The following is a 24,817-nucleotide window of genomic DNA, read 5'->3' as shown; positions in this document are numbered from 1 at the left end:
TATGATTACTTGCTATTATCCTCCATTTATGCTATAATAGGGCGAGTTTTTCCGGTTTTTCCGAGTCTATCTATCGGATACCACTAACAATCCAGAGGTAGTTCGTCCGAACTCTTCTGGGTTATATTGTAGATAGGCTTCTGCACCCGGCCAGATGAATTCGCCTGGAGTGACAGAACGTACTAGATAATGAACATGATAAGCACCAGGTATGAGACGATCGCTATAAGCCATAATGCGATCGCGATAAATAGTTTGATAGGCAATTTCCCAACTATCAGTCTGAGGTTGTAACGCTTGATTACTGGTATCAAAACTCCTATCAATCGCTTCTAAACCCGCCGGGAGGGGGTCAACAATCACCACTTTATCCACGGGATGATCTGCGATAATTTCCAAGCCAATATCAAAGACCTGTCCCGGTTTGACCGTTAAAGGTTTAGACTCCGCTGCGAGGCTATAGGTTTGCCAAATTTGAGTTTCGTTAGCTGGTCTAATAGTCCGAATAACCCGAAGACCATTAAGTTGACCCGGTTGTTTTCCTTCTAAGCGATAACTGTATTTGATCCAATAATGCAAATTACCCGAATTTTCAGGTTTAATCGATAGTTGATAATTTCCTTGGGGTAATTCTGCCATAGGTAGGCTAAGATTAAAGCTAGAATTACCATCATTTCCTAACTCGATTTGCTGTGATATGTAGTTCCCTACTTGCAAATTAATCCGCAAACTTTCCGACGTGGTTTGGGTTTGTTGATAAGCCACTAACGCCGTTAACGCCTCGGCGGTATCATAGTCATTTTGCCAAATTCCCTCACGACGCAAGTTTAACAGACTTTCGACTAATCTACTGATAGTTTCTGGCTGTTGGTTTTGGGTGATATATAGGCGTAATGCTTGAGACTGTAAAACCGTCGGAGAGGCTAACCATTGATATCCGGGGGGTAAATTAACCGTCGCTGTCCGTCCCGTTTGATAAATGTGTTTTTGGATATCTTGGAAAATGGTATTAAATTCCGTTTCCCATTGGGGGAAGTTGGCTAAATAACCAGCTAGTTTAATTTGGGTGGCGGGGTCAAATTCCCGCCAATTGCCGTAAATTTCTGCCATGAAATCACTGCGGGTTTCTCCCAAGTAGGATAAGGCGATTAAGGCTTCAAGACGCAGGCGGCTTTTACATATATTATCAACACAGAAGCCATCATCAGCAGGATTAGCAACTACTTGATTAAGGTAATTTCTCAGGCGGTTAATCATATTATTATTAACCGTAAATCCAGCCTGAGATGCTTTGGCTAAAGCTTCGGCAGCGTAACTAGATAGGACAGGATCGGAAATATTCGCGGCGGCAAAATAGCCGAAACCGCCATCCTCTTTTTGTAAGCCTGCTAATCTGGTGATAGCATCATTAGCTTGTAGTTCCAAATTTAAGCCGGATAAATCATTAGGATTTTTATCCAGAAGCTGGAGATTACTTGCTATCAATAAACGACTGGCTATTGGTTCTAAGAATGGTAAAGTTGGCTGTTGGAAAATTTGAGCCGCAGGTTGGGTTAATTGGGGGATTAAACTATTAGCCAGGGAAATAGTTAGACCTCCCGCATTCGGGACTACCTTTTCATCAATATTAATGGGAATGGTAACAGTTTCGCGGGTGGTCCCTGAGGCGATTACCTGTTCCGTTGTTTCTAGGGGTTTTACCTCCAAAGGAACTTGAAAACTATCAGTTTTATTTTGCAGTCTGCTGGTGAATTTTACCTGGGAATTTCCCACTTGTTCAACTAACACCGGAAAACGATAGGCTTGCGTGTCTACTTCGGCTTGGGTTTTCAGGTGGTGGCTGGTTTTATTCCCCGCTGAAAATAACAGTCCACCACTCAGGTCTCCGGTGATGTCTAATTGTCCTTTCAGGTGGTCTCGGTTGGTGATGGAAACTCCCGCCAAAAAGCGATCGCCTACCCGTGCGAATTGTGGTAGTATCGGATTAGATAATAGGGATTTACTGGTGATAAATGTCGCTTCCCCTGACCCAAATTCTAAATTTTCGTCAGTAGCGATCGCCATAACTCGCCAGGTGGTTAAATTATCAGGTAACGTAAAATTAACCGTGGCTTTTCCCTGGTTGTCCGTGATAATTGAACCGTTATAGTAGGCTAACGCTTGGAAGTCTTGACGCAACTTAGATGTATCAACAGTGGCGGCGGAAAATCCTCCACCATAACCCCAACCTTTAGCTAACGGTGACATTAATGATTGTACTACCACATCAGGACGGTTATCTGTTAATCGGGTCGATATTGATTGTTCAGCATATACAGTATCTACTAAGTTGGGGGGTCGGTAGCCGTTAAGTTGCAAGATCGCATCATTAACCACCATTAAAGTGATTTGTCCGCTAATCGGTTGATAATTATCCTTGGTTAACTCTAGGTTAATCGTAGCTTGGGAACCCGGTTGAAATTCCGATTGATTCGGGTTAATTTTGACTTGTAAGTATTTGCTATTTTTGCTAACATTTAACGGAGTCATTCCGATAGATACCAGATTATCTATACTTCCCGGTTCCAGTTGTGATAGAGGTTCTCCCTGACGGACTAAGACCGCTTCTACAGCCACATTAGGTAGCATTTCGGGTGTGACTTGAAATCGGACTTCTGGTGCGCCGCCTTTCACCGGAATTAGGGTTTGATACAAAATGCGATCGCGAATTACTGCGAAAAATAACTCTCCCTCCCTATAGGGTGATTGAATTAAAGCCGTCGCCATATCCCCAGGTTGATAATTATCGCGGTCTAGTTGAATTTCGAGGCGGTTATCATAACGATTTCCCCAACTCACCGGACCATCACCCGTTACCCAAATTTGAATATCAGTAGCTTTCGGCGTATTTAATGGGTCCGAAGCAAATCTCGCCTGAATGCGATAAGAACCCGATTCCCTCGCCGTTAATTCTACAGTTTTCGCCGTATTACCACTCCTGACATCTACAGTATCCACTGTTTGATATTCCAGTTGATTTCGGTTAGTTTGTCCCCCTTCTACCACCCGGGTAATACTGCTGTAATTCATTTTCTGCAATTCCAGCTTCACCGGAACATTATTAATTGATTTACCCTCAACATCAGTAACAATCACTTCCACCGGAAAAGCCTGATTAACATTAGCTACAAATTTGCTTTTCAGTCCAATCAATTGATGGTTAGGTAAGACCGTAAAACTTTGGGAGTCCGCGACCGACAGGTTAGAAACATCTGTCACTTCCACATCAACTTGATATCTGAGGGGATAGGGAACATCACCGCTAACAGTGATCATTTCACTTCCCGAACCCGCCGCGTCTAAATTTTGCGATCGCTGTAAGACATCACTAGAAATCGTCGGTTTTTCTTCCGGCCAAAACCACTGTCTTCCAAAATGATATTTTTCCCAACCTATGGGAGTAAAATCACTAGCAGTCCGCGTCACATAATATTTAGCCTCACCACCAACTACCGGAGAACCGAATAAATAATCTCCCTGAACTGTCGCCATAACCTTATCCTGACCCACAGCTAATCGACGGTCAAGACTCAAATCAACCTTAAAGTTAGGGGGGTTAAATTCTGCGACCCGAAAATTACCAAAAATTTCTACCCCACTAATACCTTTACCCTGAATTACATAATTCCCCAAAGGGTCATCTGGCTTCACCGTAAATTCTACCGAAAACGTAGCAAATTGATTAGTTGAATAATCCCCTAATTCTCGTTTTTCCCCCGTCGGAGTTTCTAACGTGAGATTATACACCGTATTTTTATCTGGCTGTAATTCTCCATTTTGTAAATAGTAAGCCACTCCCGTTAAAGCTATAGCTTCACCCGGTTGATATAGTTGTCGGTCTGAAAAAATAGTTCCGCGAGAAATCGGTTGATTTTCATCCCAACCCGCATAAACTCCATAGCCATAAGCGCCACTGTAGGAGTAGCTGCGAGTGAATGCCCAGTCATCCCCTTCTTTAGCAATTACCAAGAGTTCTGGAGGTTCATTAAACCGATTACCTCCCATACACCCCCGCAGGTTTTCCGCCGTTAACAATAGCAATCCCTGGTTATTAGTAATTCCCCTAGCACAAGCAGTTGGTTTAGGAAATGATCTAGCATTCAGTTGAGATTGATATATTTCCACCGATGCTGATGCTACTGGTGAACCGTCATCTAAATGATTAACTCTCACCATTCCCGACTCTGGAAACCACTGGGAAAACACACCTAAGTTAGTTAACTGAACCATCCCATAAAAGCTAGGTTCATTCCATTGAGTCACACCATTTTTTTGATAGGAAGTCGTTTTAGCTTTAATTCCATAGGCTAACATTCCCGTTTTCCCTTGTAACCTGTCTCGCAGATTAATCGAAGTTTCGATAGTTTGATTAGTCGCACCACCATTAATCCTAAAAGTTTGCCATTTATCTGAGGTGGGTAGTAAGTTTTTACCCTCCCGACTCGGATAGGCTTGATCTGCATAGACTAAATCTTCTGGCTGGATAATTGCATAAGCTGCTTGATAGCGGGATTCGGGTATATTAACAGTAGAAATGTTAATTTGTAAATTGTTACCAGATGGAAAAATATTTAAACCAGAAGGAGTCCACAGGTCAGCCGCCAGATCTCCGGTTTTATAGTTAAGGTTGATGGGTTCCTCTAGCCTTTGATTAAAGGTATCTTCCAGGTTAGCGCCAATCGTAATTACATAATTTGTTTGAGGTTCCAAAGACCAGGGATTTAAGCTGATTGTATCGTTACCGTCGTATGATTGTATCAGCGGCGGCGCATCTCCTGCTGGGGGAGGGTTTATCGTTATATTTTCTCTTGCTGATTGCGCCGTAATTCCGTTATTAAATTTCAGTTGAGGACTCCCATTCGTAAATCTTCCATAGGTTCCACCTTCCCTAGGTTCTCCATAAAATTGTATCGCTTGAAACTGTAAGGGTTCGTAGGTGTAAATTGGGTGGGAAATTAGAAATTGGCTGGCTAGATTTCCCGTTTTTGATTGCAGTCCCGGTGTGATTTCTAGGGTGTAACGGCTGGCTTTTTCTAGCTTTTGCTGAAATTTTATGTTATAATCCCAGCTATGGGAAAATAGACTATCTCTGTCTTCTCGCGCCACATCCCCCCCATCAGCTTCCGGTCTATCTAGTGTTACCCGTAGAGGAATCCCTTTTTTGGTCTTGTCGGAAATGACTCTAATATGGTCGTTGACTGAGGCGAGATCTAGTTCTACGTTAGATGTAAATTTTAGGGTGGGGTCTAAACCTATCGGTTGGTCAGGGAAACCAGGGTTATCTTCCGTCCCCGGAAGGTTTGACAGTTGAATGGCTGGAGTGTTGAAAGTCCAGGCTATGTCTGACTCTAGTTGATGGTCGCTGAGATCGCTGAGTCCTTTTTTTAGCGTCACCTGAAAGCGGGTGGCTAGGGGAATGGCTTCTTCCGCTTGAAAACCTACCATCCGGGGTGTCAGAAATCGGAATCTTCCCGGTATTTTGGGGTTGATGTCAAAGTGTCTGAGTTGTTGTCTCTGGTTGGGAGAGTCCAGACGTTCAACCGGAATTAACGGGTTGCTAAAAGTAATTCTAATCTGACCTAAAGATGTGGCTTCCTCTGTAGGACTAATTTCTTCTATCCACTCGGGGAGTTGGGGAAGAGGTAGCGGGGATATGTTGACCATCGGTTCACCAACGGGTTGACTGCTGAAAATTCGACACCCGGCTATGGTGAGGATAAACAGCGAGACTAGGAAAAACCGCTTCCAGATTCTACGGGAAAAGCCTATTGTTACCATAGGAGATTATGCGATCGCATTTCGTATTCCCTTCATAACACATCATAGTTGCTCAACCCCGGAAACTTCCACAATTCTTAATTGTTTCTATCTGAGTAGAATTATCTCTCTTTCCTCTCTCAACTCCCGCTATCGTTTCCAGCTATCGGTTCAAGGGTTGACCGTTTAACTATTGATTAGCTGCACTATCGATGAGCTTAACCATAGATTTTAGCTTATATATGCCGCCACCTTTTTCCATGGTAATAATTATGGCATAAACATCACCGCAAGTCAACCCCCAAACCGAAATAGTTTTTTGTTTAGATTTGTGCTGCACATAATGCGGCACCGATTAAACCGACTTTAGGATTAAGAACAATATAGACAGGTACTTGTTCTAATAAAGGACTAACGCGACCCTTATCTTTCAAGGCTTTGATAAAGTTTCCTTCCTGTATTAAGGGGAGAATTTTAGCAGCAATTCCCCCCGCCACATATAACCCGCCGTATGGTAGTAATTTGAGGGCGAGATTTCCGGCTTCTGCGCCATAGGCTTCCACAAAAATTTTCATAGTCTGAACCGAGAGATAATCACTTTTAGCCAAGGCGGCTTTAGAGACTTCGGCGGCGAGGTCTACGGTTTTGTGTTCTTGTCCGATTTCCTGTTTCCAGGTATGATAAATTTGGGCAATTTCGGGAGATTCTTGAGAAATATCATGGTCACGCAAAAATTGATAAATCGCGGTAATTCCCATCCCCGATACTACTCTTTCTACGGATACTCTGGTGATATTATAGAGTTCTCGTAAATAGCCTAGGAGATGAAATTCCAACTCGGATCTGGGTGCGAAATCAGTATGACCGCCTTCGCTGAAAAAGACTTGATAACCGCCGCCTTGGGAAAGGGGAATCACAAAACCTTCTCCTAAACCTGTTCCCGCACCTATAACAGCCCTAGGCGCAGAAACATCGGGTTTTCCGGGTTGGAGAATGTGTAAATCTGATGGTGATAAACTGACTACGCCATAACCAATAGCAGCAAAATCATTAATTAGTTTAATTGGGGAAATATCTAGTTCTCGCTGAAGGCGATCGCTATCTAAAGACCAACTCAAGTTAGTGAGTTCGCAGCTATTATTGACCACCGGACCCGCAATCCCAAAAGCCGCTTTTTCCGGTTTTGCGTATTCAGTAACTTGCTGAGAGGCTGCTTGTAAAAATTTTTTAACTATGGGGACTAAATCAATATAATTCTGACTAGGATATATTTGCTCAAATAATGATTTAACTTGGGGGACGGCGGCGGTGGTATCGAGATAATTTGCGTCAAATAAGGATAAAATAGTTTTGGTTCCTCCTATGTCTCCGGCGAGAATAATGGTCATGTTTTTAGTTTCCTGAAATAGTGATGAGATCACCCGTCTATGCTGAGGATAAAAAAAGGCGATCGCATGAGTATATGTTAGACCAACTGTCAGCGAATCGCCTAATCAAGTTAAGTTATCCTACTAATGGGTCAGCAGTTAACCCGGAGATGGTATCAGCTAAAAAGGCCACTTCCAATTACTAATTTCCTCCTGATCCTGACCATGTTCGTAGGCATAGGCGACATTTTCGATGATAGCATTTCTCATGCGTTCCCGAACATAAGCCGCCGCCGATCGCAATTTGGGAACTCTGTCAATGACATCAATCACCAAATTAAAGCGATCGACCTGATTTTCGATCGCCAATTCCAAGGGTGTATTAATATTACCCTTTTCCTTATAGCCGCGCACGTGCAAATTGGGGTGATTAGTGCGACGATAAGCCAACTTATGAATCAACCAAGGATAGCCATGGAAATTAAAGATAATAGGTTTGTCAGTAGTGAACAAACTATCAAAATCCCAATCAGACAAACCGTGTGGATGTTCAGTATCCGGTTGTAACTTAAACAGATCGACCACATTAATAAAGCGAATTTTCAACTCCGGAAATTCTGACCGGAGAATGGCGGTCGCAGCCAAAGACTCCTTAGTGGCGACATCACCACAACCAGCCATCACCACATCAGGAATATCGGGGTCTTTACCACAATCATCATTACTAGCCCATTCCCAAATCCCAATTCCTTTAGTACAATGCTTAATAGCATCATCCATATTCAGGAATTGTAGATGTTTTTGTTTATCTGCCACAATGACATTGACATAATCTTTGCTTTGGAGACAATGATTAGCACAGGACAGTAAACAATTAGCATCAGGGGGAAAATAAACCCGAACCACATCAGGACTCTTATTAGTAACCAAATCCACATAACCGGGATCTTGGTGACTAAAACCATTGTGGTCTTGTCGCCAAACCGTAGAAGAGAGTAGGATATTCAGAGAGGCGATCGGAGAACGCCAAGGCACCTCTTTTTTACAGACTTCCAACCATTTAGCGTGTTGGTTAAACATGGAATCGACCACATGAGCAAAAGCCTCATAGGTATGGAAGAAACCATGACATCCAGTCAGCAAATAGCCTTCTAACCAGCCTTGGAGGGTATGCTCACTTAACATTTCCATAACCCGACCATCAGCGGCTAATTCGCTACCGTCTAAGTCTTCCTCTAAAAACTCACCCATCCAGGTTTTTTTACTGACTTCATAGACAGCATTAAGGCGATTAGAGGCAGTTTCATCAGGTCCAAACATCCGAAAATTCGTCATATTTTTACCCATGACATCCCGGAGGAAATTGCCGAGAGGTCGAGTGTTTTCCGCCTCACTTTGACCTGGTTTAGGAACCTCTACAGCATACTTACGGAAGTCTGGCATATTTAAGTCACGCCGCCAAATACCACCGTTAGCAAAGGGGTTAGCACTCATGCGACGGACACCCGTTGGCGCTAGTTCCTTGAGTTCAGGAATAAGAGTTCCGTTTTCATCAAAGAGTTCTTCTGGCTGGTAACTTCGCATCCAGTCTTCTAGGATTTTCATTTGATGGGGGTTCCCAATGACATTAGACATGGGGACTTGGTGCGCGCGCCAGAAACCTTCAACTTTGCGACCGTCTACTTCCTTCGGACCTGTCCAACCTTTAGGCGATCGCAAAATAATCATCGGCCATTGGGGACGGGTAGCCTTTCCACTGCTACGAGCCTGTTGTTGAATATCGCGAATTTCGTTGATACAATGTTCTAGGGTCGCAGCCATTTTCCGATGAGCCGACCCATAATCCTCATCTTGGCTACATTCCACCAAATAGGGAGTATAACCATAGCCTCGGAATAGGTTTTTAAGTTCCTCGTTGGGAATTCTTGAGAGAATGGTGGGGTTAGCGATTTTATAGCCGTTTAGGTGTAGTATCGGCAACACCGCACCATCACGGATAGGATTGATAAATTTATTGGAATGCCAAGCCGTTGCTAGGGGTCCCGTTTCCGCTTCTCCATCTCCCACCACAGCCGCGGTAATCAGTTCTGGATGGTCAAATACTGTACCATAAGCATGGGAGAGGCTATAACCTAGTTCCCCCCCTTCGTGGATAGAACCTGGGGTTTCTGGGGTGCAATGGCTACCGATACCGCCAGGGAATGAAAACTGTTTGAAAAATTTTCCCATCCCTTCAGCATCTTGACTTTTATCCGGGTAAACCTCCGAGTAAGTTCCTTCTAAATATACTGGACCGAGAACACCCGGTGCGCCGTGTCCTGGACCCGCAATATAGATCATATTCAGGTCATATTTTTTGATTAGCCGATTTAGGTGAATGTAGATAAAACTTAAACCGGGACTAGACCCCCAATGACCCAGAAGGCGATATTTGATATGTTCAGGTTTTAAGGGTTCTTTTAGTAACGGATTATCTCGCAGGTAGATCATCCCTACACAAAGATAATTGCAGGCACGCCAGTAGGCATGAGTTTTCCGGATCTCTTCGTCACTGAGAGGATAGGTTGTCTCTAACGTTTGAGAGGGTGCTGCCACCATAAATATTTACCTTGATTTACCTTATTGACATCCTACTTTAGATAGATCTTTCCAGGGAGGTTAGGCTAATGCTAACATTCTGGATGATCCGATAGGACGGAGTTTCTCTATTAATATCCTAAGATTCCCTAAATTGCAAGTTTTCATGATTAATTGGGTGATGTTTATGAAGATTTAACCTGATTTTAACTTGACTTTAAGTGGTCTTTAGTCTATTTTAAGGTAAATTTTGCTGCTGATCATCATTCCATTAACTAATTAGTTCGGTGGCTCCATTATCGTCAATTCCATTAATAGAAGTAGCCAAATGTTGCTCAAACGGTTAAACCAATATGGTCGGGGTTCCTTTCCTGGCGGGTTTACGGCGATATATGGTAGTAACAGATAAGCCAGATCAACCCGCCCTCTCCCGCAGCCCTCTCCCGGCTCATCAACTCGCCCGTCATCACTAAAACACCCCAAAAAGCCATCAATCAACTATTATTAAATCATAAATTTAAACTATGAAAATTCTTGTTTTAAATGCTGGTTCAAGTTCCCAAAAAAGCTGCTTATATGATCTGAACGGAGATAGCCTACCATCATCTCCCCTAGAACCTATTTGGGAGGCGGCTATTGATTGGGGAATGCCACCTTTTGGGGAAATGAAAGTGAAAGCCAATGGGGTGAAATCGGAGAGTAAAATTGATTCGGAACAGAAGGCAGAAGCCATTGGCAAAATGTTAAATAGCCTGATAGAAGGGGAGACTAAAGTCCTCAATAGTCTGGGGGAAATTAATGTAGTTGGTCATCGGGTAGTACATGGAGGAACTGACTATTCTAGGGCGACTATAATTGATGAGCAGGTGAAAGAGGCGATCGCCCGATTAATCCCCCTAGCTCCGGCTCATAACCCCTCTCATTTACAGGGAATTTCAGCCATAGAAAAGGTGTTAGGAAATGTGCCACAGGTGGCGGTATTTGATACAGCCTTTCATAGTCAAATGCCCTTATATGCGGCGGTTTATCCGATTCCTTATGAATGGTTTACTAAAGGGATTAGGCGCTATGGTTTTCATGGTACAAGCCATAAATATTGCGGACAGAGAGCAGCTCAATTAATTGGGAAACCATTGGAGTCTTTGCGGTTAATTACTTGCCATTTAGGGAATGGTTGTTCTTTGGCAGCTATTCGGGATGGAATTAGTGTGAATACTACTATGGGATTTACCCCCTTAGAAGGTTTGATGATGGGAACTCGGAGTGGTTCGATTGACCCAGCAATTTTGATTTTTTTGATGCGGGAATATGGTTGGGATAGCGATCGCCTTAATCAAATGCTAAATCAACAATCGGGGTTAAAGGGAATTACCGGAATATCTGGAGATATGCGCTATGTTCAAGAGGAACAGAATAGCGGCAACGAACGGGCGATCTTAGCCTTTGAGATGTTTATTCACCGCCTGCGAACTGGGATAGGTTCAATGTTAGCCAGTTTAGGGGGACTAGATGGTTTAGTGTTTACGGCAGGTATTGGAGAACACGCAGGTTTAGTGCGTCAAGAAACCTGCAAAGATTTTGAATTTATCGGACTCAAATTAGACCCCGATAAAAACCGCAACATTAAAGGAGATGGTAACATCGCCGCCAGTGATTCCCAAGTGCCGATATTTGTGATCCACACCGAGGAAGATTGGGCGATCGCCACTGAATGCTGGCATTTACTAAAATCCTAGGTTAGCAACCGACTCGCCTTTTAGGGGCGGTTTCACCGGGGTCTTCTGTCGGGGCGGTTTCACCGGGGTCTTCTGTAGGGGCGGGTTCACCAGGGTCTTCTGTAGGGGCGGGTTCACCAGGCTATATGGTAGTAACAGATCAGTCACATAAACCCGCCCCCGCCCCCGCCCCCGCCCTATTGGGTGGCGTATCAACCCGCCTATTGGGTGGCGTATCAACCCGCCTATTGGGTGGCGTATCAACCCGCCCTATTGGGTGGCGTATCAACCCATCCCTTAGTCGTCAGCATAAATATAGCGATATAACTCGCTAGGGTCAGGTTCAGGGCTAGTCTGAGCAAACTCAACCGCGTCATTAATGAGATCCTGAACCTTTTTGTCGATCGCCTTCAACTCGTCACTATCAGCGAGATTATGTTCAGTCAAATAGGCGAAAAACTTATTAATAGGGTCACGAGCAAACCAAAACTCTTTTTCATCGCGATCGCGCAATTCATCAGGGTCAGCCAAAGAGTGACCTCGGAAACGATAAGTCAACGCTTCAATCAGGGTTGGACCTTCACCAGCACGGGCTCTAGCGATCGCCTTTTGAGCCACCTCTCGAACCGCCAAAACATCCATACCATCAACTTCATAACCAGGCATTCCAAAAGCGGGGCCTTTCTTATAAATTTCCGGGTCAGAAGTCGCCCGTTCATGAGCCATACCAATAGCCCACTTATTATTTTCCACCACAAACAAAATAGGTAACTTCCAGAGAGTTGCCATATTCAAGCACTCATAGAACTGTCCATTGTTGCAGGCTCCATCCCCAAAAAAGCAAGCCGTGACCGTATCAGAACTTTCATCTCCCATTACTTCCCGGCGATACTTACTCTGAAAAGCCGCCCCCGTAGCCACAGGAATACCTTCCGCCACAAAAGCAAAGCCGCCGAGCAAATTATGTTGAGACGAGAACATATGCATCGAACCGCCACGACCCTTAGAGCAACCAGTGGCTTTACCAAACAATTCAGCCATAACCTCTCGTGCGGTAACTCCAGCACTGAGGGCGTGTACATGGTCGCGATAGGTACTACAGACAAAATCCTGGTCGCGGCGCATAGAGCGAATTACCCCGGTAGAGACGGCTTCCTGTCCATTGTAAAGATGAACAAACCCGAACATTTTACCCCGGTAGTACATTTCAGCGCACTTGTCCTCAAATAAGCGCCCTAGCACCATATCCTCATAAAGCATCAACCCTTCCTCTCGGGTGATGACTACAGAATCGACTTGAAAACTAGGTACTGTGCGTTCCTTAACCATTGCGTTACCTTGTGAAACTGTTTACTGCTGCGTGCTGCCAATTAATTATAAGTAGGTGCGGGTTCACGGGGTATATGGTAATTTGTAGGGGCGGGTTCACGCCCGGTAGATCCCAGTAACAGATGAACTACATAGACCCGCTGCCTCCCCGCCACATAAACCCGCCGCTGCTAGAGACTATTCTATAGGAATAGGGGCAAAACGAAGTTTTTTCAGGGTAGGCGATCGAGGATGGGATAAATAGCAAGGACTAACCTATAATTAACCTAATATTTGGGGTAGAATGCACCACATTGTGTAGGATATAATTAAAAATCCCCGTTGGTTTATTCGCGGGGACAGTGGGGACGGGTTCACGCCCGGTAGATCGTAGTCAGCACCCCCGGCTGAAGCACGGGGGCTTCGTGCCCCCCTTTCAGGTAGCTGACCAGCTTAAGCCTTAACTGGCTCCGTTCAGAGCAAGAGTTAAAGTTCCTACCCTGGAATGCGTGCTAGTTCCAGGCTCTAGAACCGAATCGTTAAACATCTCTAAGGGGTTAAGGACGTGCGATTTGGATAGTACCGACTCTGAACATTGGCGAAGCAAACATTACCCCGCAAGGGAGTCGGAGCCAACCATAGCTCCATGGAGGGGCAACCATACCCCTCCACCCCGCAAGGGGGTGCTGGCGGCGGTCAGCCGCTTGAGTCGGTTTTCCTCTCCGTGATCAATCACGGAGCTTCCAACCCTCCCAGGAGTTTTACGTGACAGATAAGCCACACGAACTCGCCTGGTAGGGGTCGGTTAAACTGGTTTTTCGGAAAGACCCGATGAATAGGAATAGTAAACCGACAATTTTTTTCCCTACTCCGTCTTCCGCCACTCCTCCTGACCCCTGCCCTATATCCCGGACAGTGAGATGGCATGGTCCGGGAAGATGCCCAACCCGCCCTAAATCAGTCGCTCGCCCTTGGGGATGAACCAGAATGCGTATTCCACTAGATTACTACCGAATTTTAGGCTTACCAATCCAAGCGACTGCGGACCAGTTAAAGCAGGCTAATTCGAGGCGATCGCCAACAGCAGCTTCCCAGGCGGGAGTATTCTGATCTAGCGATCGATGCTCGAAAGCAGTTAATTGATGAAGCCTACGCAGTCCTGTCAGACCCAGACCAACGCGGGGCCTATGACATGGGTTTTCTAGCCAAGACCTACGATCCTGGCTCGCGTACCGTGAGAACCCTCGGAGGCCCGAATGTCATGAGCCTGTCGGGGGCCGGGGGTGGAAAGGACGCAGATTCTCACCGAGCCAGTATAGAGATAGACGATCGCCAGTTTGTCGGCGCATTGCTGATCTTGCAAGAATTAGGGGAATATGAACAAGTTGTCGCCCTGACTCGTCCCTTGATAGGAACCAGCAGTATTGGTCTGAAAGATGGTCGGTTTGGAGATCCTGATCTAGTTTTGCCGGATATAATTCTCACCGTAGCCCTAGCATATTTAGAACTAGGTCGGGAACAGTGGCAGTCTCGGCAATATGAAAACGCTGCTATTTCCCTAGAATCGGGTCAAGATTTACTGTTACGAGAAAGCCTGTTTGCGAGTCTACGGGGAGAAATGCAGGCAGACCTTTATAAACTGCGCCCCTACCGTATCATCGAACTGCTGCAACTACCAGAACAAAAAGCTGATGAACGTCGGCGGGGATTGCAATTGTTGCGGGAAATGCTCCACGAAAGGGGGGGTATTGATGGTCACGGTGACGATCGCTCTGGTCTGAATGTCGAAGATTTTCTACGCTTTATCCAGCAATTGCGTAGTTCTTTAACCACCACCGAACAACAGACCCTATTTGAGATGGAGGCTCATCGTCCCTCCGCCGTTAGCACATACCTGGCTGTTTATGCTTTATTGGCTCAGGGATTTGCACGCGCCCAACCTGCTTTGATTCGCAAAGCTAAGTTAATGTTAATGCAGTTAGGTCGCCGCCAGGACGTGCATTTAGAAAAAGCAGTTTGTTGTCTGTTACTAGGACAAACTGAAGAAGCTAGTCGAGCCTTAGATTTGAGCCAGGAACAGGAAGCGATCGCCTTTATTCGGGAAAATTCTGTAGATTCGCCAGACCTGTTACCCGGGTTATGTCTGTATGCAGAACACTGGTTAGCCGAAGAAGTTTTCCCCCATTTCCGGGATTTGCAAAATCAGTCAGTTTCTCTGAAAGAATATTTTGCTAATAAGCAGGTTCAATCCTATTTAGAGGCACTTCCCGCCGAGGCGCGTGCCACATCAAATGAGTGGGTAGTAGTACAACCTCGCCGCAGCAGTAGGTCAGATAATGAATTGACTTACGCGCAATCGGGATCGACCCCCGCAGTTTCAACATCTGCAAATCCCGCTCAATCAGCACCTTACTCCTCTAGTCCTGATGGTCTAAGCAATGGGCATTCGCCTACCGGTTCTGTGGGAATGCCTACAGGCTCTCAGTCATCCCATAGTGGTGCTAATTCTCCCTCCGCACAGGTTCCCAAAACCACCCCGCCAGGTAGATTCAATCAATCTACTAATGAATCGACCTACCTACAAAAACCAGCCAGAGGGAGTTCATCTACATCTCATCAACCCTCTCCGGTGGCATCTTCTAGCGCCCGATTAAACGGTACTCCTACGGCTAATCTGCCACCACTGGGTCAGGGTAGCCCTCAGTCTCACTCTCCTAGACGAAGTAGGGGTAAGTCAACTCATGAATCCAACTACAAGGTTAAAAGATTAATCTTGGTAGGTTTGGTGGGATTGTTTGGGATTTGGTTATTATGGATGATTTTGAGTGCCATTTGGGGTTGGATTGGTAATGCCCTAGAGGGAATGGGTGGGCCGAGATTGACAGTCGATGGACCCGAAATCCGCCTTGATAATTCTCCGATCGCTATTCCTGAACCCGAACCAGAGAACCCCCTAGCGGCTGACCTGGACCCCACTGTAGCCCAACAGGTAGTTAATCAGTGGTTGACTGCTAAATCTGCCGCTCTAGGTCCTGAACATCAAACTGAAGGATTAAGGGAAATTTTGGTTGAGCCTTCCCTGGCTCGGTGGATGGGGCTTTCCGAGTCATTAAGGCAGGAAAATTCCCACAGGCGTTTTCAGCATGAAGTTAGGGTCCAGAGTGTTGATGTCAATGAGAATAATCCCAATCAAGGTACTGTTGATGCTCAGGTGCGGGAAGTTACCCAATTCTATCAAGGTAATCAAATGGAGAGGTCTGAGGATAGCACCCTACAGGTTCGATATCAACTCGTCCGAGATCAGGGTCCTTGGCGGATACGGGATTGGGAGATAATTCGTTAGCTTTGGCCACGCCCAACCCCCCACTCCACTTTTTAAGAATCTACCTACAACCCCAGGCCCACGCCGGGGATTTTTTTTTGGATGCAGACGATCCCCAATGCCATGATATATCATGAAACTATGACACAATGATCCCAAAAACCTTATAAAACAGTATATTTACTTATAATTTTTGGGATTACCCCTTGACCCCTCTGGATATTTTCTGCAATATGTTGATTAACGAGAGCGATCCCCACGATCCCAAAGAAAATCTACAGAGCCAACAGCCTGCTGTCTGAACACATGGAGATCACCAACCTATGGCAAAAGAAAGACCCCCCTTGGAAGAAATGACATTGCGACAATTACGCAAAGTCGCCAGCGAGTACAGTATTTCTCGCTATAGCCGAATGCGTAAAGCCCAGCTTTTAGCTGCCATTCAAGATATTGAACGTCAAAGATTTTCATCCCCTAGTCAATCCCGTACTTTGGAGGCAAAAGCAGAAGTGGAAGTAGCAAAGTTTACATTAGGCCAGGAAGAACAAACAGATGATTTCCTGTCCTCAGTTGATGAAAATCTAGTGGAACTTGGCAGCGGATATAGTGAAAGTCGCGTAGTTCTGATGGCAAGAGACCCGGAATGGGCTTATGCTTACTGGGATATCTCCAGTCAACAAAAAGAACAATTCCGGCGATTAGGTGGGCAACAACTGGCTTTACGGATTTATGACGTAACAGGTATAAATCTCAGCAATCAGAGTCCCCACAGCGTTCAGGAATACCCTTGCGATGAAATGGCGCGGGAATGGTATTTACCAATTCCTGTAAGCGATCGCGATTATGTGATCGAAATTGGCTACCGTTGCGCTGATGGTCGCTGGTTAGCTATGGCCCGTTCCCAGGCGGTTCGGATTCCCCCCATTTATCCCTCTGAGTGGATTGATGACCAATTCATTACAGTATCTTGGGGTGATGAACTCAAAGGTCAAACTTTTGCCCAACTATCACCCCCTGGCTTATCTTATGGCGATCGCATTTACGACGACCTCTTCAATCTAGCCAAAGAAGCAGAAGCTCAACGCATCGCTGGTTCCCTATTTGGTTCCATGCACCATGTTTCCAGTTTCCAACATGGCATCAGTTCCTATATTTTCCCCTCTGGTGTCGGTAAGTGGGCATCAGGTGTCGGTGAAACTATGTCCGGTGTCGGAATGTCCGGTGTCGGCTTAGGCGTAACTCAATCCGGTTCCGCCCTAGGTTACTCCATGTCCGGTGTCGGAATGTCCGGTGTCGGCTTAGGCGTAACTCAATCCGGTTCCGCCCTAGGTTACTCCATGTCCGGTGTGGGAATGACTGAATCCGGTTCCGCCCTAGGCTATTCTATGTCCGGTGTCGGTATGTCCGGTGTCGGCTTAGGTTACTCCATGTCCGGTGTCGGAATGTCTGGTGTCGGCTTAGGGATAACAGAATCCGGTGTCGGTTTAGGTTACTCCATGTCCGGTGTCGGAATGTCTGGTGTCGGCTTAGGGATAACAGAATCCGGTGTCGGTTTAGGTTACTCCATGTCCGGTGTCGGGTCCGGTGTCGGCTTGGGCTACTCCATGTCCGGTGTCGGAATGTCCGGTGTCGGCTTAGGCGTAACAGAATCCGGTGTCGGTTTAGGTTACTCCATGTCCGGTGTCGGGTCCGGTGTCGGCTTGGGCTACTCCATGTCCGGTGTCGGAATGTCCGGTGTCGGCTTAGGCGTAACAGAATCCGGTGTCGGTTTAGGTTACTCCATGTCCGGTGTGGGAATGTCCGGTGTCGGTTTAGGTTACTCCATGTCCGGTGTCGGAATGTCCGGTGTCGGATTAGGCGTAACAGAATCCGGTGTCGGTTTAGGTTACTCCATATCCGGTGTCGGAATGTCCGGTGTCGGCTTAGGTTACTCCATGTCCGGTGTCGGAATGTCCGGTGTCGGCTTAGGCGTGACAGAATCCGGTGTCGGTTTAGGTTACTCCATGTCCGGTGTCGGAATGTCCGGTGTCGGCTTAGGCGTAACAGAATCCGGTGTCGGTTTAGGTTACTCCATGTCCGGTGTCGGAATGTCCGGTGTCGGATTAGGCGTAACAGAATCCGGTGTCGGTTTAGGTTACTCCATGTCCGGTGTCGGAATGTCCGGTGTCGGTTTAGGTTACTCCATGTCCGGTGTCGGAATGTCCGGTGTCGGATTAGGCGTAACAGAATCCGGTGTCGGTTTAGGTTACTCCATGTCCGGTGTCGGAATGTCCGGTGTCGGATTAGGCGTAACAGAATCCGGTTCCGCCCTAGGCTATTCTATGTCCGGCGTGGGAATGTCCGGTGTCGGTATGGGTTACTCCATGTCCGGCGTGGGAATGACCGAATCCGGTTCCGCCCTAGGCTACTCTATGTCCGGTGTGGGAATGTCCGGTGTCGGTATGGGTTACTCCATGTCCGGCGTGGGAATGACCGAATCCGGTTCCGCCCTAGGCTACTCTATGTCCGGTGTCGGAATGTCCGGTGTCGGTATGGGTTACTCCATGTCCGGCGTGGGAATGACCGAATCCGGTTCCGCCCTAAGCTACTCCATGTCCGGCGTGGGAATGTCCGGTGTCGGAATGGCGGAAAGGATGTCTGGTATCGGTTTCACTATGTCCGGTTCCGCCCTAGGCTACTCTATGTCCGGTATCGGGATGTCTGGTATTGGGATGGCTGCATCAATGCCTCCCATTCGTCCCCGTAAATTCTGGTTGGTGGCTGATGCTGAGTTAATCATTTATGGTGCAACTGAGCCTGATGCTAAGGTTAGTATTGGCGGACGACCGATTCAACTCAATCCTGATGGTACGTTCCGATTCCAAATGTATTTCCCTGATGGTCAATTTGACTATCCAATTATGGCTGTTGCTGCTGATGGTGAGCAAACCCGTTCGATTCACATGAAGTTTAATCGTGAAACTCCCGAACGTCACACTAATACCCGCGAGGAAGCCGTTTTAGAGTGGGTGGGTTAGGATATTAAGCGATATAACCGATGATGAAAGTCTGATCTTAGCAATTGCGAATTAAGAACATGAGCCGGAGTTTTCCTGATGCGAAACCCCCCGGCTCAATTTTTGTCTGTGCGATCGCTCCTAGTAGAGAGGGGGTATGCCATAACCGAGGGAAGATGATAACCTGTAATTACGGGTAAATAACACAAAAAACTATGGTGATCGAGAAATTACAACAACTTCAATCCCTATTTGCTGAAATGGAGCAGGCATTAATTGCCTATTCGGGAGGAATAGATAGTACGTTGGTGGCGAAAATTGCCTATGATATTTTGGGCGATCGCGCTTTAGCTGTCACCGCTGTTTCGCCTTCCCTGTTACCGGAAGATTTGGAAGATGCTCGCATTCAGGCGGCGATGATTGGCATATCTCATGAGGAAATCTACACTCAGGAAATGGCTAATCCTAATTACACCGCTAACCCGGTTAACCGTTGTTATTTCTGCAAAAGTGAACTGCATGACCAGCTTAAACCCTTAGCTAGACAACGGGGTTATTTATACATAGTTGATGGTGTGAATGCTGATGATTTGCAGGACTATCGCCCGGGAGTGCAAGCCGCTAAGGAAAGGGGAGTGCGATCGCCTTTAGCAGAGGTGGGAGTTACTAAAGCTGAGGTACGGGAAATCTCTAAATATCTGGGGTTAAGTTGCTGGGATAAGCCTTCTCAACCTTGTTTAAGTTCCCGTTTTCCCTATGGAGAAGAAATCACGATCGCTAAATTGCAGAGGGTCGGACGTGCTGAGGTTTATTTGCGCCGTTTGGGTTGGCAAAATCTGCGGGTGCGCTCCGAGGGAGACACGGCTAGGATTGAACTGCCACCAGCACAAATTCAGGAGTTTATAATTCAAAATGATTTGCCACTTTTAGTGAAAACTTTTCAGGAATTGGGTTTTGTATATGTTACCTTAGACCTAGAAGGATATCGTAGTGGTAAATTAAATCAAGTATTACAACCGGAACTCCTCGTTACCTACACCTAAATTATACTCGCTAGGTGATGAAGTTGCCAGCCGACTACTAACCCCAGCATTGACACCAGACACAGGACTAAAAATGCCTGCCAGTTTTTGGTGCTGTGGGTTTGTAGTTCCATACGGGTGAGAATGGTGGCGGATAAAGACATCAGAAGAGTGGTAAAAATTTCCATCCTGGTGGCTAATACTACCAGTAAGAAAGCACCGACCACTACAGATAAAAAAGCGCCAATATTTGACTGAAACCAGCGATTGAGAGGACGGCTTAAATTCTCTAAAGGAACTGTGAAAAACAGGGCGAGTAAGATAATAGTTAATTTAATAATTACCCAAAAGTGCCACTCTATTTGTCGGTTAAATAAATCCCACCCAAACACCATATAGGTGAGCATCAGTAAGAAAATTGACACCCAAAGCATAGGCGCGATCTGATGGGATTTCATGGCTACCAGATTATAAATTGGTGGAAATCGCTTGTAGGGGACAGGTGGGAATACACTGTTCACACACAATACAACGCGATCGCGTAAATGTTAAATAAAAGGTTTCGGGATTGAGAGTTAGTGCTTCTGTCGGACATACACCTGTACATAGTCCACAGTCTACGCAGCTTTGTTCATCAATGATAATTTCTCGACTGGCTAGGGAAACTGTCACGTTTTGAGATTGCATCCAATCGATCGCCGCCTCGAGTTGGTCTATATCTCCCGATAACTCTACTACCAGTTTTCCTACCTGATTAGGGGCCACTTGCGCTCTAATAATATTAGCAGCTACATTAAAATCTTTGGCCAGTCGGTAGGTAATTGGCATCTGCACTGAACGTTTGGGAAAAGTCAAAGTGACTCGTTTTTTCATGCTTCCCGGCAGAATACAGCATCTCTATCATACCATGCGATCACCAATGGTGGCTGTTTTGGTGGGGCGATCGCTTTCTATTTTCCCCGCACTTGTCTAATTCGCTACACTGTACCCAAGACGATCATCTGTGTGACTAGCTGCATTAAATGAGTACAAATCCATCTGATTCTAGTTTAACTACTTCTTCATTCACAACTCGTTTGAGAAACTTTCTGATTGCTCTTGTGGCAATTGTTCTCAGTGTCTTGGTTTTTTGGGGTTTCCGAACTAATGCTACCTCTATATCTTTAACGGAACTGGCCACGGAATCAACCCCTCTTGAGGTGGCTTTGAGTAATGGTAAACCGACTTTGATGGAGTTTTATGCTAATTGGTGTACAACCTGTCAGGCTATGGCTGAAGATATGGCAGATCTGCGCGATAGTTATGGCGATCGCATTAATTTTGTCATGCTCAATGTTGATAATACTAAATGGCTCCCGGAAATTCTCAAGTATCGAGTTGATGGGATTCCCCATTTTGTCTTTCTCAATGATCAAGCTGAAGTTATGGGGGAGGCGATCGGAGAAATTCCCCGACCTAACCTAGGGTCTCGTTTAGATGCTTTGATCGCTGGTAATTTGATGCCAACAGTCGAAACTATGGGGCAGGTTTCCACTTTTAAAGCCCCTGTTGTCCCCTCTGGGGATGCTAACACCGATCCTCGCGCACACGGTAGCCAAGTCAAACTCTAAAGCCTTTCGGGCGGGCTACATTGCCCGCCTCTTGGCGGCGGATCTCGCTTTTTATTAACTGTTTTTTACAAAAATTATCAAAACTTAAAAAAAACTGTGATTTTTGTTAACTAAACTTTCCGAGGATATTCTTTGAGTAATTGTACTGATTTTAGGGAGTTGCTTAGAGAAGGCGATCGCTTGATTTTAGCTAGGTAGATGATACGGAGACGGAGACGGAGGCAAACCTATATATTATAACATGATTTATCGATTATGGTGAATTATCCGTTGATTGCAAATAAATATTGCAAATATTGTGCAAATCCAGAAATTTCATCTAGTATAGTAGGTATATAAGGCAAGAGAAAAGTGAGGTTTTCTTATGAATATGATGTCTAAACTATCAAATATGATGGCTTACCTAACCGAAGCAGTGATTCGGATTTTTAGCCCCACTGACGATGCTTATCCAGAAGTAGGTCCTAGCCCGTTTGAAGGAACTCCCTGTAAAAATCCTTCCCCAGCCCTGAAGTAAACGCTAGGGGATAGAGTCAGCGTCAGCACCCCCGGCTGAAGCACGGGGGCTTCGTGCCCCCCGCTTTCAGGTAGCTGACCAGCTTAAGCCTTAACTGGCTACGTTCAGAGCAAGAGTTAAAGTTCCTACCCTGGAATGCGTGCTAGTTCCAGGCACTAGAACCAAATCGTTAAACAGTCCTAAGGGGTTAAGACAGTGCGATTTGGAAAGTACCGACTCTGAACCTTGGCGAAGCAAACGTTACGAGCAATCAGAACAGACGCAACAATGTCTAACCATGTTTTCGTTTTAGATACCAACCGCAAGCCCCTGACACCGTGCAAGCCAGGGATGGCACGATCACTGCTCAAAGCCGGGAAAGCATCGGTATTTCGACGCTACCCATTCACCATTATTCTAAACAAGGAGGTTGACGCTAATCCTGAACCCCTCGAACTCAAATTAGACCCAGGCTCTAAAGTCACTGGAATTGCCTTGAAGCAAGGGAATCATATTATCTTTGCTGCCGAGTTGCAGCACCGAGGACAGCAGATTAAAGAAGCATTGCTCTCTCGTCGTCAACTCCGACGTTCTCGACGAAACCGCAAGACCCGATATCGACCAGCTCGGTTCTTGAATCGGACTCGTCCCGAAGGTTGGTTAGCTCCCAGCTGGCAGCATCGAGTAGATACTCTAATGACCTGGGTTCACCGATTTCGTAGACTTGCCCCAGTTGGCCGCATTACCCAAGAGCTAGTACGGTTCGACCTGCAATTGATGGAAAACCCTGAGATTTCAGGTGTTGAGTATCAGCAGGGAGAATTACAAGGCTATGAAATCAGGGAATACCTGTTGGAAAAGTGGGGCAGAACCTGTGCTTACTGTGGGGCTCAAAATGTACTACTTGAAGTTGAGCATATCCAGCCTCGCTCTAAGGGTGGCTCTGACCGGGTTTCTAACCTGACGATGGCTTGCCACTCATGCAATCAAGCCAAAGGCAATGGGGACATTCGGGATTTTTTATCGGGCCAGCCTGATGTCCTGAGTCGTCTTCTCAGGCAGGCCAAATCACCCCTTAAAGATGCGGCTGCCGTTAACTCGACCCGATGGGCCTTGTTCAAGGCTCTGAAAGCAACAGGACTCCCAGTTACCACAGGAACGGGCGGACAAACGAAGTTCAATCGACTGAGGCTCAACCTACCTAAAGCTCACTGGCTTGATGCTGCCTGTGTTGGACCAGTCGAATCACTGGAAGTTCTGACTTCAAAACCGTTGCTGATTTTAGCAAAGGGGCATGGAACCCGTCAGATGTGCGGGACGAATAAGTACGGATTCCCGAATCGTCACCGCTCCAGGAGGCAAATTCATAAAGGCTTTCAGACTGGCGACATGGTGACGGCACTGGTCACAGCGGGGAAGAAAATTGGCTCATATCTAGGACGGGTTCTCTGCCGTGCGTCTGGTAGTTTTGATATTACCACCGCTTCGGTACGGGTGGCAGGCATCAGCCACAAATACTGCCAACCCATTCACAGGAAGGATGGTTACGCCTATGCTTGAAAGATTGACGGGGACTAAAGTCCCCCTGTCGCGTTTCCTCCCCGGTCTAAAGACACGGGGCTTCCACGCTCCCAAGAGGTTTACGTGATCAAGACGGTCTTAGCGGGTTGGTTTAAAGTTCGAGCATTGGATTGTCCTCCAACCAGAACCTATAGCAGTTAGTGCTAGTATTTTCACCTAAGCCAAGGGATGGGAGATGCAATGCCTAGTCCGGCGGTGTCTATACTAGCCCTAGGGTTGGCTATGGTTTGGTTGGGGGCTTTTGGTGTGGGGTAGGATTAAGAAAGTTGATGGAGAAAGAAGGCGATCGCCGCGCTACCGAGGGGAACGGTTAAATTATCAATACCTAATTTAGATACCATTTCCAACAGGGTAGCACCGAGGGCGACGGCTAGGGAGATACTCCAAATTTGCCAGGTGTTACCATAGACTGGCAGTAAAATTAGGGTGGATATTATAAAACTGGTTAAAGTCATGGTGAGGGAACCTTCCCAACTTTTTTGGCTTCCCCAGATCTGATATTTATGGTAACCGAATTTCTGACCTATGGTGGCGGCGAGACCATCTCCCCAGGTCATGACTAAAATACCTAGGGCGGCGTAGTGGGGTTGTTGGCGCGGCCAAAAACAGGCGATCAGAATACCAATGCTGATGGCGTAAAAAAATGTCCCTAAACTTTGGCGACCGACACTATTAACACTGGGGAGAATGGGGACTTTTAGGGAAATTAAGGCGATCGCTGCTGATAATACCCCGGCTGCTATACCGATGGAAGCGGGGATATCCAGCCACCAAGCTAATAAAATCACGTTTCCGGTCCCAATATGCACCACCTTTCGGGATATTTCTGGATCTACCGAAAATAGGCGGTTGAGTCCTTCAGCAATAATCAGGACTAAGGCTAACCATAGACCCACCAGAGAGATATGAAGCCAAATGTTGGGATTTGCAGTTAAATCAGAAAGCATAAATTCACAGTAGTGTATAAAATAGGAAACCAAATTCAGAATATATTGGGTTATGTTTCAAGCTCCAAGTTTGTCAATTG

Annotated in this window: 15 protein-coding genes and 1 pseudogene; 8 read left to right on the top strand and 8 right to left on the bottom strand. The window is 46.2% G+C overall.

Going from position 1 to position 24,817, the window contains the following annotated elements; translation table 11 throughout:
- Positions 1-66: 66 nt before the first annotated feature.
- The 3 genes from HFV01_RS04855 to HFV01_RS04845 form a co-directional block, all read right to left on the bottom strand.
- The gene (locus HFV01_RS04855) at positions 67-5,817 is read right to left on the bottom strand and encodes an alpha-2-macroglobulin family protein (RefSeq protein WP_046320753.1); all 5,751 of its coding nucleotides are present in this window, start codon (positions 5,815-5,817) and stop codon (positions 67-69) included.
- 169 nt (positions 5,818-5,986) lie between these two features.
- Positions 5,987-6,136: a hypothetical protein gene (locus tag HFV01_RS04850; RefSeq protein ID WP_162198545.1), complete on the bottom strand. Its 150-nt coding sequence runs from the start codon at positions 6,134-6,136 to the stop codon at positions 5,987-5,989.
- Positions 6,120-7,184, bottom strand: coding sequence for a glucokinase (locus HFV01_RS04845; RefSeq protein WP_046320751.1), 1,065 nt, complete (start codon positions 7,182-7,184; stop codon positions 6,120-6,122). Before HFV01_RS04845 ends, HFV01_RS04850 begins: the two co-directional genes overlap by 17 nt.
- A 23-nt stretch (positions 7,185-7,207) precedes the next feature.
- Between HFV01_RS04845 and HFV01_RS04840 the strand changes: the two genes are divergently transcribed.
- The gene (locus HFV01_RS04840) at positions 7,208-7,369 is read left to right on the top strand and encodes a hypothetical protein (RefSeq protein ID WP_155839134.1); all 162 of its coding nucleotides are present in this window, start codon (positions 7,208-7,210) and stop codon (positions 7,367-7,369) included.
- Here HFV01_RS04840 and HFV01_RS04835 read toward each other — a convergent pair.
- Entirely contained in the window at positions 7,344-9,761 is a 2,418-nt protein-coding gene (locus HFV01_RS04835; protein ID WP_006623996.1) for a phosphoketolase family protein, read from the bottom strand. The genes HFV01_RS04840 and HFV01_RS04835 overlap by 26 nt on opposite strands.
- Before the next feature lie 503 nt (positions 9,762-10,264).
- On the opposite strand from HFV01_RS04835, the gene HFV01_RS04830 reads away from it, so the two are divergent.
- Positions 10,265-11,476: an acetate kinase gene (locus HFV01_RS04830; RefSeq protein WP_006623994.1), complete on the top strand. Its 1,212-nt coding sequence runs from the start codon at positions 10,265-10,267 to the stop codon at positions 11,474-11,476.
- 276 nt (positions 11,477-11,752) lie between these two features.
- Here HFV01_RS04830 and pdhA read toward each other — a convergent pair whose 3' ends face one another.
- The gene (pdhA, locus tag HFV01_RS04825) at positions 11,753-12,784 is read right to left on the bottom strand and encodes a pyruvate dehydrogenase (acetyl-transferring) E1 component subunit alpha (protein ID WP_006623993.1); all 1,032 of its coding nucleotides are present in this window, start codon (positions 12,782-12,784) and stop codon (positions 11,753-11,755) included.
- A 966-nt stretch (positions 12,785-13,750) separates the two neighbouring features.
- On the opposite strand from pdhA, the pseudogene HFV01_RS04820 reads away from it, so the two are divergent.
- The 3 genes and pseudogenes from HFV01_RS04820 to larE all read left to right on the top strand — a co-directional run bounded on the left by HFV01_RS04820 (position 13,751) and on the right by larE (position 20,124).
- Positions 13,751-16,106: pseudogene (locus tag HFV01_RS04820) on the top strand (IMS domain-containing protein).
- A gap of 302 nt (positions 16,107-16,408) precedes the next feature.
- Positions 16,409-19,102 carry a DUF4912 domain-containing protein gene (locus tag HFV01_RS04815; RefSeq protein ID WP_108614739.1) on the top strand — a complete coding sequence of 898 codons (2,694 nt, stop codon included), beginning with the start codon at positions 16,409-16,411 and terminating at the stop codon, positions 19,100-19,102.
- Positions 19,103-19,296: 194 nt separating this feature from the next.
- Complete coding sequence (gene larE, locus HFV01_RS04810) at positions 19,297-20,124, top strand: ATP-dependent sacrificial sulfur transferase LarE (RefSeq protein WP_006623989.1); 828 nt, start codon at positions 19,297-19,299, stop codon at positions 20,122-20,124.
- Here larE and HFV01_RS04805 read toward each other — a convergent pair.
- Both HFV01_RS04805 and HFV01_RS04800 read right to left on the bottom strand, forming a co-directional pair.
- Positions 20,121-20,561 (bottom strand): hypothetical protein, encoded by a 441-nt coding sequence (locus HFV01_RS04805; RefSeq protein ID WP_006623988.1) that lies wholly within the window; start codon positions 20,559-20,561, stop codon positions 20,121-20,123. The genes larE and HFV01_RS04805 overlap by 4 nt on opposite strands.
- A 10-nt stretch (positions 20,562-20,571) precedes the next feature.
- Positions 20,572-20,976, bottom strand: a complete 405-nt coding sequence (locus HFV01_RS04800; RefSeq protein ID WP_006618054.1) for an NIL domain-containing protein — start codon at positions 20,974-20,976, stop codon at positions 20,572-20,574.
- A 149-nt stretch (positions 20,977-21,125) separates the two neighbouring features.
- On the opposite strand from HFV01_RS04800, the gene HFV01_RS04795 reads away from it, so the two are divergent.
- The 3 genes from HFV01_RS04795 to iscB all read left to right on the top strand — a co-directional run bounded on the left by HFV01_RS04795 (position 21,126) and on the right by iscB (position 23,769).
- A complete protein-coding gene (locus HFV01_RS04795; protein WP_006623987.1) occupies positions 21,126-21,713 on the top strand; it encodes a thioredoxin family protein in 588 nt (195 codons plus the stop codon).
- 364 nt (positions 21,714-22,077) lie between these two features.
- Positions 22,078-22,230 (top strand): hypothetical protein, encoded by a 153-nt coding sequence (locus tag HFV01_RS04790; RefSeq protein ID WP_006623986.1) that lies wholly within the window; start codon positions 22,078-22,080, stop codon positions 22,228-22,230.
- A gap of 267 nt (positions 22,231-22,497) precedes the next feature.
- Entirely contained in the window at positions 22,498-23,769 is a 1,272-nt protein-coding gene (gene iscB / locus HFV01_RS04785) for an RNA-guided endonuclease IscB (RefSeq protein WP_193520875.1), read from the top strand.
- Between the two features lie 278 nt (positions 23,770-24,047).
- Here the strand turns inward: iscB and HFV01_RS04780 are convergent, their stop codons facing one another.
- On the bottom strand, positions 24,048-24,737 hold the full coding sequence (locus HFV01_RS04780) for a diacylglycerol/polyprenol kinase family protein (RefSeq protein ID WP_006623984.1): 690 nt from the start codon (positions 24,735-24,737) through the stop codon (positions 24,048-24,050).
- Between the last annotated feature and the right edge of the window lie 80 nt (positions 24,738-24,817).

Source organism: Limnospira fusiformis SAG 85.79, from assembly GCF_012516315.1.
Classification (GTDB): Bacteria; Cyanobacteriota; Cyanobacteriia; order Cyanobacteriales; family Microcoleaceae; genus Limnospira; species Limnospira fusiformis.
Note: the sequence above shows the minus strand (reverse complement) of the source record. Positions and strands in the feature narration are given on the sequence as shown.

Excerpts from the sequence above, each read along its gene's own strand:
- HFV01_RS04855 (WP_046320753.1), bottom strand. The coding sequence starts at position 5,817 with ATGGTAACAATAGGCTTTTCCCGTAGAATCTGGAAGCGGTTTTTCCTA.
- HFV01_RS04845 (WP_046320751.1), bottom strand. The coding sequence starts at position 7,184 with ATGACCATTATTCTCGCCGGAGACATAGGAGGAACCAAAACTATTTTA.
- HFV01_RS04840 (WP_155839134.1), top strand. The coding sequence starts at position 7,208 with ATGAGATCACCCGTCTATGCTGAGGATAAAAAAAGGCGATCGCATGAG.
- HFV01_RS04835 (WP_006623996.1), bottom strand. The coding sequence starts at position 9,761 with ATGGTGGCAGCACCCTCTCAAACGTTAGAGACAACCTATCCTCTCAGT.
- HFV01_RS04830 (WP_006623994.1), top strand. The coding sequence starts at position 10,265 with ATGAAAATTCTTGTTTTAAATGCTGGTTCAAGTTCCCAAAAAAGCTGC.
- pdhA (WP_006623993.1), bottom strand. The coding sequence starts at position 12,784 with ATGGTTAAGGAACGCACAGTACCTAGTTTTCAAGTCGATTCTGTAGTC.
- HFV01_RS04815 (WP_108614739.1), top strand. The coding sequence starts at position 16,409 with ATGGCAAAAGAAAGACCCCCCTTGGAAGAAATGACATTGCGACAATTA.
- larE (WP_006623989.1), top strand. The coding sequence starts at position 19,297 with ATGGTGATCGAGAAATTACAACAACTTCAATCCCTATTTGCTGAAATG.
- HFV01_RS04805 (WP_006623988.1), bottom strand. The coding sequence starts at position 20,561 with ATGAAATCCCATCAGATCGCGCCTATGCTTTGGGTGTCAATTTTCTTA.
- HFV01_RS04800 (WP_006618054.1), bottom strand. The coding sequence starts at position 20,976 with ATGAAAAAACGAGTCACTTTGACTTTTCCCAAACGTTCAGTGCAGATG.
- HFV01_RS04795 (WP_006623987.1), top strand. The coding sequence starts at position 21,126 with ATGAGTACAAATCCATCTGATTCTAGTTTAACTACTTCTTCATTCACA.
- HFV01_RS04790 (WP_006623986.1), top strand. The coding sequence starts at position 22,078 with ATGAATATGATGTCTAAACTATCAAATATGATGGCTTACCTAACCGAA.
- iscB (WP_193520875.1), top strand. The coding sequence starts at position 22,498 with ATGTCTAACCATGTTTTCGTTTTAGATACCAACCGCAAGCCCCTGACA.
- HFV01_RS04780 (WP_006623984.1), bottom strand. The coding sequence starts at position 24,737 with ATGCTTTCTGATTTAACTGCAAATCCCAACATTTGGCTTCATATCTCT.